General features: G+C 54.8%; 8 protein-coding genes. 1 reads left to right on the top strand and 7 read right to left on the bottom strand.

The window, feature by feature from the left end:
• Positions 1-87: 87 nt before the first annotated feature.
• The 4 genes from CA51_RS04180 to CA51_RS04165 form a co-directional block, all read right to left on the bottom strand.
• A complete protein-coding gene (locus tag CA51_RS04180) occupies positions 88-3,453 on the bottom strand; it encodes a caspase family protein (protein ID WP_145118069.1) in 3,366 nt (1,121 codons plus the stop codon).
• Positions 3,454-3,584: 131 nt separating this feature from the next.
• The gene (locus tag CA51_RS04175; protein ID WP_145118067.1) at positions 3,585-4,061 is read right to left on the bottom strand and encodes a hypothetical protein; all 477 of its coding nucleotides are present in this window, start codon (positions 4,059-4,061) and stop codon (positions 3,585-3,587) included.
• Positions 4,062-4,196: 135 nt separating this feature from the next.
• Complete coding sequence (locus CA51_RS04170) at positions 4,197-5,408, bottom strand: hypothetical protein (protein ID WP_145118066.1); 1,212 nt, start codon at positions 5,406-5,408, stop codon at positions 4,197-4,199.
• 120 nt (positions 5,409-5,528) lie between these two features.
• Complete coding sequence (locus tag CA51_RS04165) at positions 5,529-7,397, bottom strand: c-type cytochrome domain-containing protein (RefSeq protein WP_231745994.1); 1,869 nt, start codon at positions 7,395-7,397, stop codon at positions 5,529-5,531.
• Between the two features lie 348 nt (positions 7,398-7,745).
• Here CA51_RS04165 and CA51_RS04160 point away from each other — a divergent pair, with 348 nt between their 5' ends.
• The gene (locus tag CA51_RS04160) at positions 7,746-9,005 is read left to right on the top strand and encodes a transporter family protein (protein WP_145118064.1); all 1,260 of its coding nucleotides are present in this window, start codon (positions 7,746-7,748) and stop codon (positions 9,003-9,005) included.
• A 194-nt stretch (positions 9,006-9,199) separates the two neighbouring features.
• On the opposite strand, the gene CA51_RS04155 is transcribed toward CA51_RS04160, so the two are convergent.
• Genes CA51_RS04155 through CA51_RS04145 form a run of 3 tightly spaced genes read right to left on the bottom strand, consistent with a single transcriptional unit; the run spans position 9,200 to position 13,181 of the window.
• Entirely contained in the window at positions 9,200-10,159 is a 960-nt protein-coding gene (locus CA51_RS04155; protein WP_145118062.1) for a CNNM domain-containing protein, read from the bottom strand.
• On the bottom strand, positions 10,156-11,421 hold the full coding sequence (locus CA51_RS04150; RefSeq protein WP_145118060.1) for a CNNM domain-containing protein: 1,266 nt from the start codon (positions 11,419-11,421) through the stop codon (positions 10,156-10,158). Before CA51_RS04150 ends, CA51_RS04155 begins: the two co-directional genes overlap by 4 nt.
• Positions 11,418-13,181, bottom strand: a complete 1,764-nt coding sequence (locus CA51_RS04145) for a hypothetical protein (RefSeq protein WP_231745993.1) — start codon at positions 13,179-13,181, stop codon at positions 11,418-11,420. The genes CA51_RS04150 and CA51_RS04145 overlap by 4 nt, the downstream gene beginning before the upstream one ends.
• Between the last annotated feature and the right edge of the window lie 101 nt (positions 13,182-13,282).

Genomic DNA, 13,282 nt, shown 5'->3' with positions numbered 1-13,282 from the left:
CACTTGGCAACTTTTGTTCAGCGCGTGGTAACGCACGAACTCACATCCGTTCAGCGATATGGCACGTCTTAAGCCCCGGACGCCAATTTATTCCACTCGGACCAACGGCAGAATTAGATCTTGCAATTCGGCGGGAGTCGCAACAGGGCGCTGCTGAGCTCCCGTGATCTCCATAACGGTTTGCTTCACATATCCGATCAATTCATCGACAAAAACCTCGCCGTCAGAACGGCTTGCGTCAAGTGCACCATCGGCTTTCCCATCGAGCCCTTGCAGCACGCAATAAGAAAAGACACCGTGCTTCAAGGCCGGATACTCGAACGCTGCCGCCCCTCCCGTAGCCGCAGCAAAGACAAGATTCCCCGTGCTCTTCGCGCTCCGCACACTGCTCTTGGCATCGACCACCGATCCACTGTGACAGGTGTCGATCAGCCAGATCACCCGTCCCTGAAACCGCGAGATTCGCTCCAATTCATCCCACGGCAGCCCTCTGCTGCGGATGTCCTGCGAATCACCCGTTTTCACCTGAGTCGTGACGTAATAAAAGCGTCCATCCTCCGTGGTTCCGTGCCCAGCAAGATAGACAAGGATAACATCGTCTTGAGTTCGATTTTGTATCAAGCGATCGATCGCGTCACGAACCGATTGCCGCGTGATCTCGTCGTCCTCCAATTGAATCACGTCCCCCAAGGTAAAACGCCCAAGCTTCTGCCGCTGCTTCTCCTGAAGGGACTTCACGAAATCCGACACGTCGTCGATCGGAAACTCCAGCTTGGCAAATCCCGATCGATTGCCATCGGTACTGCTTAGCGCATAGTCCTCTGACGCCAAAGCAAGAACATGCAAACGGTAGGGATCGGACTTCGCCGGCTCCCCTCGATACTGGCGAATATCTTCGGCAAACAAGCTCCGCAATGCACCATTGCGTTCGCTGGCAAAGACGCGAATCCGATTCAAATCCTCACGTGGCGACACCGACCAAGTGTAGGTGTGCGTTGCACCAGCCCTGAAAATGCGAACGGGTGCCCCCATCGATTGGCCACTGATTTCGCCGCGCACGTCGAAACCGTCAGAAGCCCCCTGCGGAAAGACAATTTCAGCAACAATCTGTGTTTTGCTCCCAGCTTTCAGTTCGCTTCCAACCGCGGGAGCAACAATTCGGACTTTCGGAATCTGACTAGCTGTCAATCCGATGGACGCCTGAGTGTCGATTCCAGCCAGTGCTCCTTGAATCGTCGCATTCTGCAGAATCCTCTGTATCACAGTGGGACGCTCAAACTCCTTTTGAAACGAACTGCCTTTCAGGATTCGCGGCGTCTTGTCTTGCCCTTGGTTGATCTGCCAACCAAACAGATCGCCTCCGTCGGCGGCGGAGGCATTGAAATATCCACGGGGTGCCCAAATCGCCCATTCATCGCGATAGTCGACAACCACACTCACCAACGGCTCCCAAGCAGGCACGATCACAAACGCCTTTTTGACACCACGGACGCTGGTCGCTTGGATTAGGTTCTGTTTGAGAACCGACACGGCGTTTAGAGTCGCAAGTGTCTGTTCCGCTCCGACACGTGAAAACACCGCATCGATAATCCGCTGCGAATCGTTGGCATCGTAACCCTGAATCCGGTCGATCACGTCGCCCACCTCTAAACCACGCGCCGCAGCGACGCCGTCAGGATGCAATTCGGCAACCCTGACTTTACCAGCCTGAATCGCAAACACCGCTCCCCAGTGCGACGCATTGGGAAACTCCACGGGGCTCCAATCCAACCGACGAAGACTCCACAATTTCAGCGTCTGATCGTCGGAGGCTGATACCAATAAGTCGCCGCTAGTCGTGGCCACCAGGTCCACTACTGAATCAGCGTGGTCGCGGAGATATCTCAGCAACCGCGGCGATTCTCCATCCCTTGGCAGCGAATAGACAAAAACGCCATTGGAATTACTGGTGCCAAGCGCAACGGCGATTGGATTCCCTTGTGCATCGGGAACAAGGCAGGCAGATTGCGCAGGCCCCTGATCGGTCGGATGCAACCGGATAGTTCCGGCCACAACATTATTCAATTTCAATAGGACATGGCAGCCATCGGCAGCGTCGATGGTTGGTTGCCAACCATGACTTTCAACCTCAATCGATGGCATCGGTTTTGCCAATGCCTGAACAGTCCCCGTTTCATATTCCAATAAAAATCGCTGGGGATCATTCACACGATTAAAAGTAACCCCCGAACCATCGGCCGCAATGGAGAGTTTTTCGAGCTCTCGATGTCTTCCTGAAACACGTGCTGGCGTACCGTCACTGAGCGGTTTCGCGAGCAGGTTCCCATCGTCGTCTCGCAAGCGATAGACAAGCGTCTCACCGCTGTCCTCGCTGTGAGTCGCTAATCGTTGCCCATCGGGACTGATGGCAACGGCACGAACACGCGAAACATTCGAGATCGTCACTTGGTCCAAGGCCTGCTGACGCCCGGCATCCCAAAGTTCCAACATGCCGGCACCTTTTCCCTGTGAATTTTCACTGGAAACGATGGCAAGCAAATCGTGCGGTCCCCATGCCGCATCCAGCACGATCGGCAACCGCGTCCTAAACTGGAACTCGACCCGGTCGTCAACCGCTCGACGAATCCGTACGTTCCCGTTCCAATCCGCGTGCATCCAACGCGTGCGGTCGTTGCTTACCGCTAACGCTCCGACTTGGGTTGATTGCGAATCGGAAACAGTGTTCTGCGCCTTGGTCTGCACATCGACTCGTTGCACAATACGTTGATCGCCACGGGGCCGAACGACCAAGACTTCGTCTTCGCTTAGAAACCGAACGATCTGTTGACGCGCATCATCGCCTCCCTCTTCGGCGAACAATTGGCTTCGCGTCCAGTTTTCTCGATTACCAGCGGACGTCCAAACAATAACTTCGCCAGCCAAGTCGGAGGAGATTAAACGGTTGCCTGAAGGCGAAAAATCGAGTGAAAGGACCGGTCGAGTGTGTCCTGCCAAGGCGATATTCTGTGCGCGAGCCGCAGGTGTGGGGAGCGATGCGATCACGCTACCGTCTCCTTCACGCATCAAAATAATGTCGCCAGGTTGCGCGCGAGCGCTATAGCCTGCGATCGCAAGCTCATCCCCCTTGGGAGCAACCGCCAGACAACGAATCACGCCACGAATTCCTCGAGCGATCTCCCAACGCAAAGATTTGACGAAGGCAATTTTATCGGTCGCTTCCGGCGACGACTTCGCATTGGCCCCCACATCCCAGACGTGCACCGACTTATCAAAACCGCACGCAAGCAAACGTTGGGAATCGTTTGAAAAAATCAGCTGTTCGACGTTTTGGCGAGGACCTTGCCGATCGACAAAAAAACGAGGTCGGTCTTGCCCCTCCGCAGACCGGACAGGACACAACTGGAGCGTGAAGACCGCGATAGCGACAGCAAAAGGGAGCGATCGTAAAAACATAATCAACGAGCAAGGTTGGGCAACTCGTGTGACGCGACCCGCATCACGCTCTGGCAATTCACAAAAAAACGGGATGTGAACACATCCCGCTTTTAACAACTTAAAACGTGAGTAACCGAAGAACCAACTCACTACTTTGCGACGGGCAGATCTTTAGGTTCGTCGCCTGGCTTTTCCTTGATGGGTTCAATCGCGACCCCATCCTTGGAACCAGGAATCTGCGGCATCGCTGCGGGAGCGGGAAACGCGCTTTCAGGAATGTCTTCAAGATTTTTCTTGCGATCCTTTTCCGCTAGCAACGAATACTGTGCCCCTTCAGTACCTTCCAAGTCGTAGCGTCCCCAATACTGCCGAGAAACAGGGTTGTAGTAATAAACGTAACGAGGTTGCGAAGGATAGGAGATGCAGTAGTGGTAACTGTAAGAAGTCGCCGTGGTGACAGGCTTGTAGTAATAGCGGGTGTAGTGATACGAACGCGCCGGCTGATACGACCAACTGCTGTAGTACTGCCGACCACCATAACGTGCTTCCGCGTCATGAATTGCGAATTGCGAAAGCATTCCAATCGCCACAACGGTGAGAGCGACATTTTTCAGGTGAGACAACATAAGAGATTCTCCAAGTCAAAGTCTTGCTATTTCAGAAATTATCAATTGAGCAAAGAACGCCTCCGCCCACGCCGCGAAGCTCCACGCATCATTTCGATGCATGGAGCAAATCGCGCAGCACGTTATGGGCAACGGTTACAGACCGGGCCCTTCTGGAAGATCATCTGGATTCGAGTATCGAATACTAACCGAAGCAAGTAACGTTTTCCCGAAGTGACGCCGCACCTCACCACTCTGTTGACCAATGACTGCACCTTGAGTCGTTTGCAATTGGCCGCGGTCGTTTTTGGCCAACAGTTCGACCTTCGGTACCGGCGTATTGTGAGCCCAAGCGTGAAAGAACTGAACGGTCACGGTTCCGAGATCAAGCGGATCGGGCAGCTTGGCATCCTTTTCATCACTCGTAATCAAGAACTCAGCCAATTCGTGTGCGTTGAGATACCAGCCTTTGATCACCCCCGATTGCCCTGCGGCAATCACCCACGAACCGTTCGCTTTAAATCCTGGGTTCCCGGAGAAATAAAAACTATTGACTCCGTCGATCGATACTTTCGCAGCGATATCGTGATCGGAATTGTTCGTGACCACGACCTGATACCTGTCGCCATCTTCCAGAGGGGCAAACGCAAAGCCCCCCTCATCGAGCACATCAACAGGCGTAAAGACCGTCGAATCTCTAGGGCAACGACGCAGTTGAACAACAAAATCGCTACTGTCGCTGGCTTTGACCTTCGATTTGTCGTTGCCGTGATAACTGAAACCTGGCGTTTTGATCGCGTTGGAAACCTTTTTGGTCACGGCTTTTGAAACGCTGGTCAATAAAGTCGCTGCATCGGAGTCTTGGTCTTTGGCAGATCCGCTTGTCGCGTCCGCGTCATCCGATTCGCCATTTTGTTCGGCCACCAGATCCGCTGTTAGTCCGAAGATTCGGCTGAGATCTTCCAAGGATGTCACTTCGGCCAACTTGACCCGTTCGCGATAACCTGACATTTCGCGACCGTTTTCATCGACCAGAGTCGAGCGAATCGTCGCGATCGAAAAGCTCGATTGCGAATCGAGCGAAAAGCTGCCGCGGATTTTCATCCTGGCACCCAACTTCTTGATCTCCAGGTTATTGGCCAGCAGATTCTCTTTCAACTTCTGCTGGATCGCTCGCCCTGCGGTGCTTCCATCAGGACCATCAAATTCACCGATCGCCACACTCGTCTTTTCCCGCGATTCCAAAAACACTGCGATATCATCGGACATGTTCTTGATAGCATCATCAAGCGATTGAGCCCGAACCGTACCGACTGGCAATGCGGTGCATAGAAGCAAACCGGCAGCAAGCAATTTGAGAGTATGCATGATTTTGGTCCTTGAGTTCCTGTTAATTGCGGCGTCATTCGCTCGCTGATGGATAAATGCGTATTAGCGGTCGCAACCGGACAGCAAATTATTGAAATCTGGTGTCGAGTTTCAGTTCACTTAATTGTTAAATGGGCTGCCGATTCGCAACTCCGATGCTGCCTGCTGAAAGACGGAAACGGTAGCCTCCCTCGATTCCCATTCGGCACGTTTAACTGTCCCCCCTTCGATCGCCAAGGGGCCTAACCCGAGCGAGAACAGGCCGCCGCTGAAGACTTGATTTTTCAGATCGGTGATCGATTCATACCCCAATTCTCGTGCCGCTGCTTCCAGATCCAAATTGCGATCATAAAGTCGCGCCACACGGCTGATCGGTTCTTCAAAATCCTCGATCGGGCGGTCCTTGTTCTTACCTACCTGCAGATAGGTTCCGACCGCCGCCTTCAGCTTGCTCAAATATGCGACCTTGGAATCGTTGAGTGCAGCCAGTAGGTCCGCGGGGGTTGCATAGAGTTCCTGAACCTTGCGTCTTGCTTCCGCGCTCTCCAAAGCATTCCCACTGCGGACAAAGTCGTCGATCGGAATCATGCCGTGCCGATGGCAACTGATACAAGAAATCCCATTGACGATCTCGGGCGTCCCCGCCACGTTTTTCGAGTCCCAAACGATGTCGATCGGGCCACGGTCGATCCGTTCCCCTTTGGCATCGACAAGCATGTAGGCATGCAGCCCGTTGGGGAGATTCCAAATGATTTCGCCCCCGGCGTGTTCAAAAGCCACCGAATCAAACGGGTTCCCTTCAAATTTAGGGCCAAGAGGAAAGCGAGCGAGATTGCTGCGGGGGCTATTGCGTTGAAAGTCGTAGCTGAGCCAAAAGGTTCCATTTTGAGACGAATGGTATTCAATCAATCGGTTCTGGGCGGACACTCCACTCTGGAACAACCCAGCGCGTCGCGATATGCCTAGCTTAAAACTTTGCTGAACGTCCACGTTAACACGTTTCAACAACTCCTGTTCGGTAGCCGGAATATCTGCCAACTTGTGATACAGCGGTGGCCGTGTAGCATGCGTCACAAACCAATCGGCGCGAAAATGGGTTACCCCATCAAATCCATCGGCACCGAATAGCTCTTCGATTTTTTCGTATTGCTCCAATCCATCGACGGTACCCGGCTTTAGACCATAGGGATACAGCTCCAGCAGCTCATCCCACACCCCAAACTCTTGCCAACCGTAATCCCGCAGATCAATACAAAACACGGTATCCGAATCATTGATCGAGCGTGGCAACGCGATCGCGGATTGCCGACTCATACTATTTAATGCCTTGGATAAAGCAGCTTTGTAAATCTGCAAATCTTCGTCGGGAACCTTCCGGTTATTGTGAATATGGGTCAGCGAAAAATACCGCTGAAACTTACGTTCTTGACGGCGGACCTGAAACAAATCGCTCGAGATGGCTTGCAACACCTCGTATTCACTAACAAACGAACGCTCAGTCGATAGCGTCCATTCGGCTCCCGTTTCAATCCATTGTTTGATCGTCGCCTTGTCTTCGTCCGAGAGCGGTTCTTCGGGCGGCATATGATCATCGACGATCGCTCGCCATAACCGCGATGCGTCGGGAGCCCCAGGCGTGACGTAAGGATCCTCGTCGGGATCGGTCACAGGTTTCGCGACCAGGACATCGCGATCCAATACATTCAGGCGGTCATGCTTAAACTCAACACCATGGCAACGATGACAGTTTTCTTTAAGTAGTTTGTACGCTTGATCACCAGCATCACCACTAGAAACACTCTGCGACGCCAACACCACACAGAGCATCTCTAAACATATAAGCAAGTTCACTTTATTCATAAGGAGTCCCATCAGAAGCTTCAATGGATTGGGTTTCTTGGTTGATGCCGAAGCCGGTACCACGAAGGACATCCAATGATTAAAGAAAAGCGATTTCGTTAGGAATGAAGCGAAAACGCTAAGCAACACTCCACGACGCCTCCAAGTCGCCACCCCACCCTAATGTGATGATACCGCGACCAATCAGGTGTTCAAGTCGTTTGTAGTTGTTTTTGCGTAGAACACAGCTTTTGCACAACACACAAACACAGCAAAACTACACATATACAAACGCCCCATTTAGCGTGTCGTCCTTACCGGTTAGCACTGTTGCGCCTCCTCGCCCCAACAGCATTTCTTCGTTTTCCCTCAAAACGCGGAACACCCCCTCTTCCAGACAACACTGACTACCGAATTACCCACTTGAACGACGCGAGATTGATGTGCTGATCTCAACCGACCTGGATACCCACTGGCCTGGAGAAGGATTCCTCCAATATGAATACAAAACGAAAAAATCTGGCTAACCTGATCGCAACCTTTGCGATCGGAGTCGCAACCAGCGCGACAGGCTTGGCACAAGACAACTGCCCTTGTCCGCCAACCAACTGCCACCCCAATACGATCATCTCAGACGGTGTAACAACCCTACCGACGACACCGTTCCCGTCAGCGAATGACGAAGAAGGCTCTTCGGTGGTATCCCCACAACCCGACGTCGATTCTGCTCCACAATCGTTTGCCAACGACGTGGCGATGCCCAGTTCCCGAATCGCTTCGACCGGCTTCAGCGCCGCTCCTGCGGCATCCGCAGCGAGCGCGGGCGGAGGCGGGCTTGACACCCCCAACATGCTTGGCGACCTCTTTTTGTCAACGCACAGCTCCGGCGGTTCTCTCATCGCGAATCCATCACAGCGGGTTGCTGGTGGCGACGCGCGTTTTAAGGTAAGCGACGGTATCTCACCTGTCCCAACCGATCGTGTCTTCTTTAACTACCGACACTTCGAGAACGCCTTGGCGACAGCGGGCAACAAAGATATTTCGGTCGACCGTTTCCTGTTTGGCCTGGAAAAAACCTTTTTGGATAAACAAGCTTCGCTGGAGTTGCGCATTCCGTTTGCCCACGGTCTCGACTCCAACAATCCGACAGGCAACCAAACAGGGACAGAATTTGGCAACATCACGTTGACATCGAAGTTCCTGCTTGCACAAAACGGTGGCGATGCGCTGACCGCTGGGCTTGCCATCGTGTTGCCGACTGGCAGCGACTACATCCAAGGCGATGACACTGCTTACAATACGGCGGTACATTTGCTTCCGTACTTGGGAATCCGTAAATTCTTGACTGAGGATATCTTCACCCTCGGATACGCTGCCCTCGACTTTGATCTCAATGGTACTGAAGTCTACGATGCCGGTGCTTACGCCGATACGGTTCAGGACCAAAACCTACTGTACCTAGACTGGCAACTTGGTGCGTTCTTGTACACAAACGACAGCGGAAATTTGCGTTCGGTCGCTTCGCTGTTCGAGCTTCACTACACCAAGACGATCACTGATGTAGATCCAGCAATGGGCTCGGCATTTGGCAATCACATCGATCTGTTGAACCTGACCGCTGGTCTGTCGTTTGGACTGTGCAACCATCTAACAACCAACGTCTTCGCGGGCGTTCCCTTGAGTCGCGAACAAACCTCCGACGGCCTTTCGGCGACCTTTGATACCGAAGTTGGCTTCCAGGTTATCCTGACCCCTTAGACGGCTTCGATCCCCAACGAATCCGTCGACACCGCCTGCCCCGCAGGCGGTGTTTTCGTTTTGTCACACATCGACCCTGCAGGTCTCCAACGCCGAGATCCTGCCACGCACGAAGTGGCCCAAAAGATCGCTACCGAAACGAGTCGTGCAGTGAACACCAGCAAACACTCTGGCGAAAAAATCCCCACGAGGCCTCAATGACGGAGCAGGGGTTCTTGCAACTGGCGGAGCGTTACCAGGGCGGTGACTTGGCCGGCGGCATCGATCAGTTCGGCGATGTCGGAATGTTTGTCGTACAGCTCGAACAAGACTTGCAGGTTGTTCGCCTCTTGCTTCACGCGGACCACCGGACGGATCCGGTTGACCAACGGCAGTTCGGCTGACGCCAGATCGGCATACCGCACATATCCGGTCGTTCGGCGCGTCTTGGGATCCTCGACGAGGATCAATGGATGCCCCTGTCGACGCGCAGCGGTGATCGCTTCATCGGGCGTGGCGGTGCTTGGAATCCGGGCCAATCGATCGGGCGGGACAGCAAATGCCTTAGCTGGCCGCTCACCGACCTGCCACATATTTTGAGCTGTCCGCTGCTGGCTAGGCTTAAGCAAACCGATCGTATGCCCATGCCGAAGCATCTGCTGCAACTCGCCACGCGCCATGCTCTGCCGCGACTGGAACGGCGCCGGACCGCTGAAAGCACTCAACAAATTATTCAACAGCACCAGCAGGCCGGTGATCGGCAGGAACAGGATCGTCGTCAAGACCAGCAGCGGACCGCTGAAGCCTAACATCCGATAGGGTGCATTAAAAAACAGATACTTCGGCAACAATTCGCCAAACACAAACACAATCGGTGTCACCATCACCGTCCCAAACAACTCAGCAGCCGATTGGTTGTTGCTGATCACCAGCGAGACCGCCATCACGACGGCGAAACTGGTCAAATAGTTAGCGATGTTGTTGCCGACCAAAACCGTAGCGACAAACACGGTCGGATGGTTAGCCAACCACAGCAGCACCTTGGAGACAAGCCGGCCAGAAATCGCATCCAACACCAACCGCACCCGAGGAACTCGGTATAGACCGGTTTCGCTGCCACTGAAAAAGGCACTTAGACTGATCCCGAAAGCGAACAACAACAGGAAGAAAATCACGCGCCCGATTCCCCCGCTTTATTTTGTGTCACTTCGATCTCAACCTTCCCCTTCTCCGACTCCTCGACCACCTCCAACCGATGATCGTTCCAATCGCAGAGGTCGCCCAGACGCGGAATCCGCCGGGTGAGCGTTTGAATCAATCCAGCCACCGTCACGTTCCGGCCCGTCGGAGGCTCGACGTTCAACAAGATCGCCAACTCCCGCGCGCTCACCGATCCATCGATCCGCAGTGGGAACGCAACCTCGGGGGGACTGTCGGGCGAACTGTCGTCGGAACCGGCGGCAAGATCGGGCTGCGTCACCATCGATTCCAAAACGTCATCGATCGAAATCACCCCGATGATTTCACCATATTCGTTCACAACCGCGGCGATGTCGCGGTTTTCACGACACAGTTCGTCGAAGACGTTGGCGACGTTGGTCGACCAAGGCACGATCAACGGCGCCTCCATCGCCCCCGCCAGATCATCCATCTGGCTCGGTCGCAGCCAGCGGACCGCAATCGCGCCGCTGATCTCATCCTCGCTGCCATCCCCGATAAACAGATAACCACCCTCGTCGATAGCCGTCTGCAAGGCTTCGCTGGAGAGCGGAAACTGATGGATCTGATATTCGCTGCGAGGCCGCATCCATTCATCGACGCGGACATCCGCCAACGATACCAACCGCCGCAGCAACAACCGCTCGCGATCGGCAAACGCAGCATCGGGAGCGCTCAAGCGGATCGCGCGGTCGATGTCCTCGATCTCCAACTCCCGCTCCGGCTGAAAAGCGGGCCAGATGATTCGCTGGGCTACTCGGTTGGCAAACTTCAGCAGCGGAAGGCCCGGGCTGACGATGCGGATCGAAATCGCCAGAGGACGGGCGACCCAAACTGCGAAGGTGGTCGGATTTTTGACCGCCAGACTCTTGGGAAGCATCTCGCTGAAGAAGATGATCATCAGCAAGCTGAACAGCGTAAAACCAACGGCAAAGCTCGCTTCGCCGATCGATTCGAGACGCTTTCCGGCGATCGAAACGATCCCGAAATAGGCCATGTTGATGATCAGATTCCAGAACAGCACCGCCGAAAGCAGACGCTCGGGATCCAGCAACAACCGCTCGATCCGCGGCCCGTCGACCTTCCGAGCCTTCAGCCGACGCCGATCCTGCGGCTGCAACGAAAAGAGAGCGGCTTCGCTTCCGCTGAAAAAAGCGGACGAAAGAATCAGCAACAGCATCGCCGGAAGCCAAGGCAGGATCTCTTCCGCCGCGGTCACTCAGACTCCTCCGTCGTCGAGTGCGACCTTCCCATGGCGACGTCGAAATCGCTGAGCGCGGGAATCAACATCGCCAGCGTGGCGAATCCGTACCCAACGCCGACAGCGACCAACACCCACAGTTGCCCGCGCTGCAAAAGAAACGTCGTGATCGCGTAGAAGGTGGCAAACGGCAACCCAAACGAAGCCAGCGAGATCGCCGGCGATGGATTGCGACGTCCCAACGAGGCCAACAACCCCGCACCGCCGCCGAGAATGATCGCCAAGAAGGGAGCCAGTTGCAACTGAAACGCCCCGCGAAAACTGACCATGATCACCATGCAGATCGCGATTCCTAGGCACAAAAAGAAGAACGTTCCCAAACTGGTCAGCAGCGCCGTTCGGCTGTTCGCATAATTCAATCCGCAATGAATCCCTAACACGATCACAAACAGGTACAGCACCGCGGTGGCGATCATCGTGAAGACGAGGTTCTGCCCCGACAGCCCGCCCGAATACCAAACGTATCCAGCCAACACCAGCGGCAGAACCACCATCTCTTTGGCGACAAACAAGACGCCCAGGATCTTGCCGAACAGAAACTCTTTGGGCTCGATATCGGTCGCCAGCAACAAATCCAACGCCAACCCATCGCGTTCGCTTGTGACCGAGTTAACAGCCAGCGCGTTGACGATCGCCAGACTGATGACGCCGATCGCAGCCAACGGAAGCGTCCCCGGCGGCAGTTCGCTGATCGACAAACCTCCCGCCAAGACTTGCGCCAGCGCCGCGGCGGCTAAAGCGACCAACAACAGATAAGCGAACCGGATGACAAGCACCTTGCGGCCGTAGGCCCATGTGCAGACTTCACGCCACAAGATCGGATTGTTCCAGACCGCTCTCGCTTCGCGAACCTTCCAAGTACTCGCCAGCGAAGCTTCTTTTTCTTCCGCAGCCTCTTCGGTCGCATCGCTGGCTTGCACGCGAACTTCTCGCGACGGATTCCAAACGCGAATCTTCCAAACGCCCAGCGCAGTAATCGCGGCGCTGATCGCCAAGGTAAAGACGCCGAACCCCAGCGTCACCGGAATCGCTGTCGGCCGCAAACTGATCGGCGCGATCGCCGACTGCAGCGCTTGCACCGGACTTGCATACGCGGGCAACCATTCGGGGACCATCGGGATGCTGCCCGAAGCAGCGACCTCCCAAGCCGCCACCCACAACGCGATCGCAAGCAGCGTGACGGCGATGGTTTGGAAAGTCTTTTCCCGCCAGAGCGCGATCACGACGCCGATCGAAGCCGCCAACAGAGCGGTGGCGCACGTCACACCATAGGCTCCCGCGAACTGCGACAGCGAAACCCCGCCGAGGCAAACGATCGCCAAAAACAACGGCACCCCCGCGGCCAGCGACTGAACGACGGGGATCAAACTGGCCGCCAATTTCCCGACCACCAGCTCAAATCCTGTCAAACGCGACAACAGCAGCAGGATCAGCGTCCGTCGATCTTTTTCCTGAGCGATGTTACTGGCCGATCCGATCGCCGCCTGAAACGTAACGATAATCAACTGCAACGGAACCAGCAGGGCGAACATCCAGCCGCCGAAACGAGCCGAATCGCCAGCGGTCTGCAGGGGCCGGTTCCCCGCTAAAACGAGGTATCCAGTCGACAGCAGCAGAAAGAAACCGAGGGCGTAGAGGCTGCGAGCCAGATAGGTTTTTGTTCGTTTGGGAGCCAAGATGGCTTCCCGATTGAAGACCGGACCAAACATTGTCGGCATGTACCGAAATAGGGTAACGAGCCAGCGAGCCCGCTGATTGAGGGATCTGTAAACCGCAAGTTATCAAATTCCCTACGAACGTCACAGTCCTTGGTTCACTC

This window comes from Rosistilla oblonga (genome assembly GCF_007751715.1).
GTDB lineage: Bacteria > Planctomycetota > Planctomycetia > Pirellulales > Pirellulaceae > Rosistilla > Rosistilla oblonga.
The sequence above is the reverse complement of the archived record's forward strand: the minus strand, read 5'-3'. Positions and strand labels throughout refer to the sequence as shown.

Bases quoted from the DNA above. Each gene is read 5' to 3' on its own strand.
- CA51_RS04170 (WP_145118066.1), bottom strand. From the start codon at position 5,408: ATGCATACTCTCAAATTGCTTGCTGCCGGTTTGCTTCTATGCACCGCA.
- CA51_RS04180 (WP_145118069.1), bottom strand. From the start codon at position 3,453: ATGTTTTTACGATCGCTCCCTTTTGCTGTCGCTATCGCGGTCTTCACG.
- CA51_RS04160 (WP_145118064.1), top strand. From the start codon at position 7,746: ATGAATACAAAACGAAAAAATCTGGCTAACCTGATCGCAACCTTTGCG.
- CA51_RS04175 (WP_145118067.1), bottom strand. From the start codon at position 4,061: ATGTTGTCTCACCTGAAAAATGTCGCTCTCACCGTTGTGGCGATTGGA.
- CA51_RS04145 (WP_231745993.1), bottom strand. From the start codon at position 13,181: ATGCCGACAATGTTTGGTCCGGTCTTCAATCGGGAAGCCATCTTGGCT.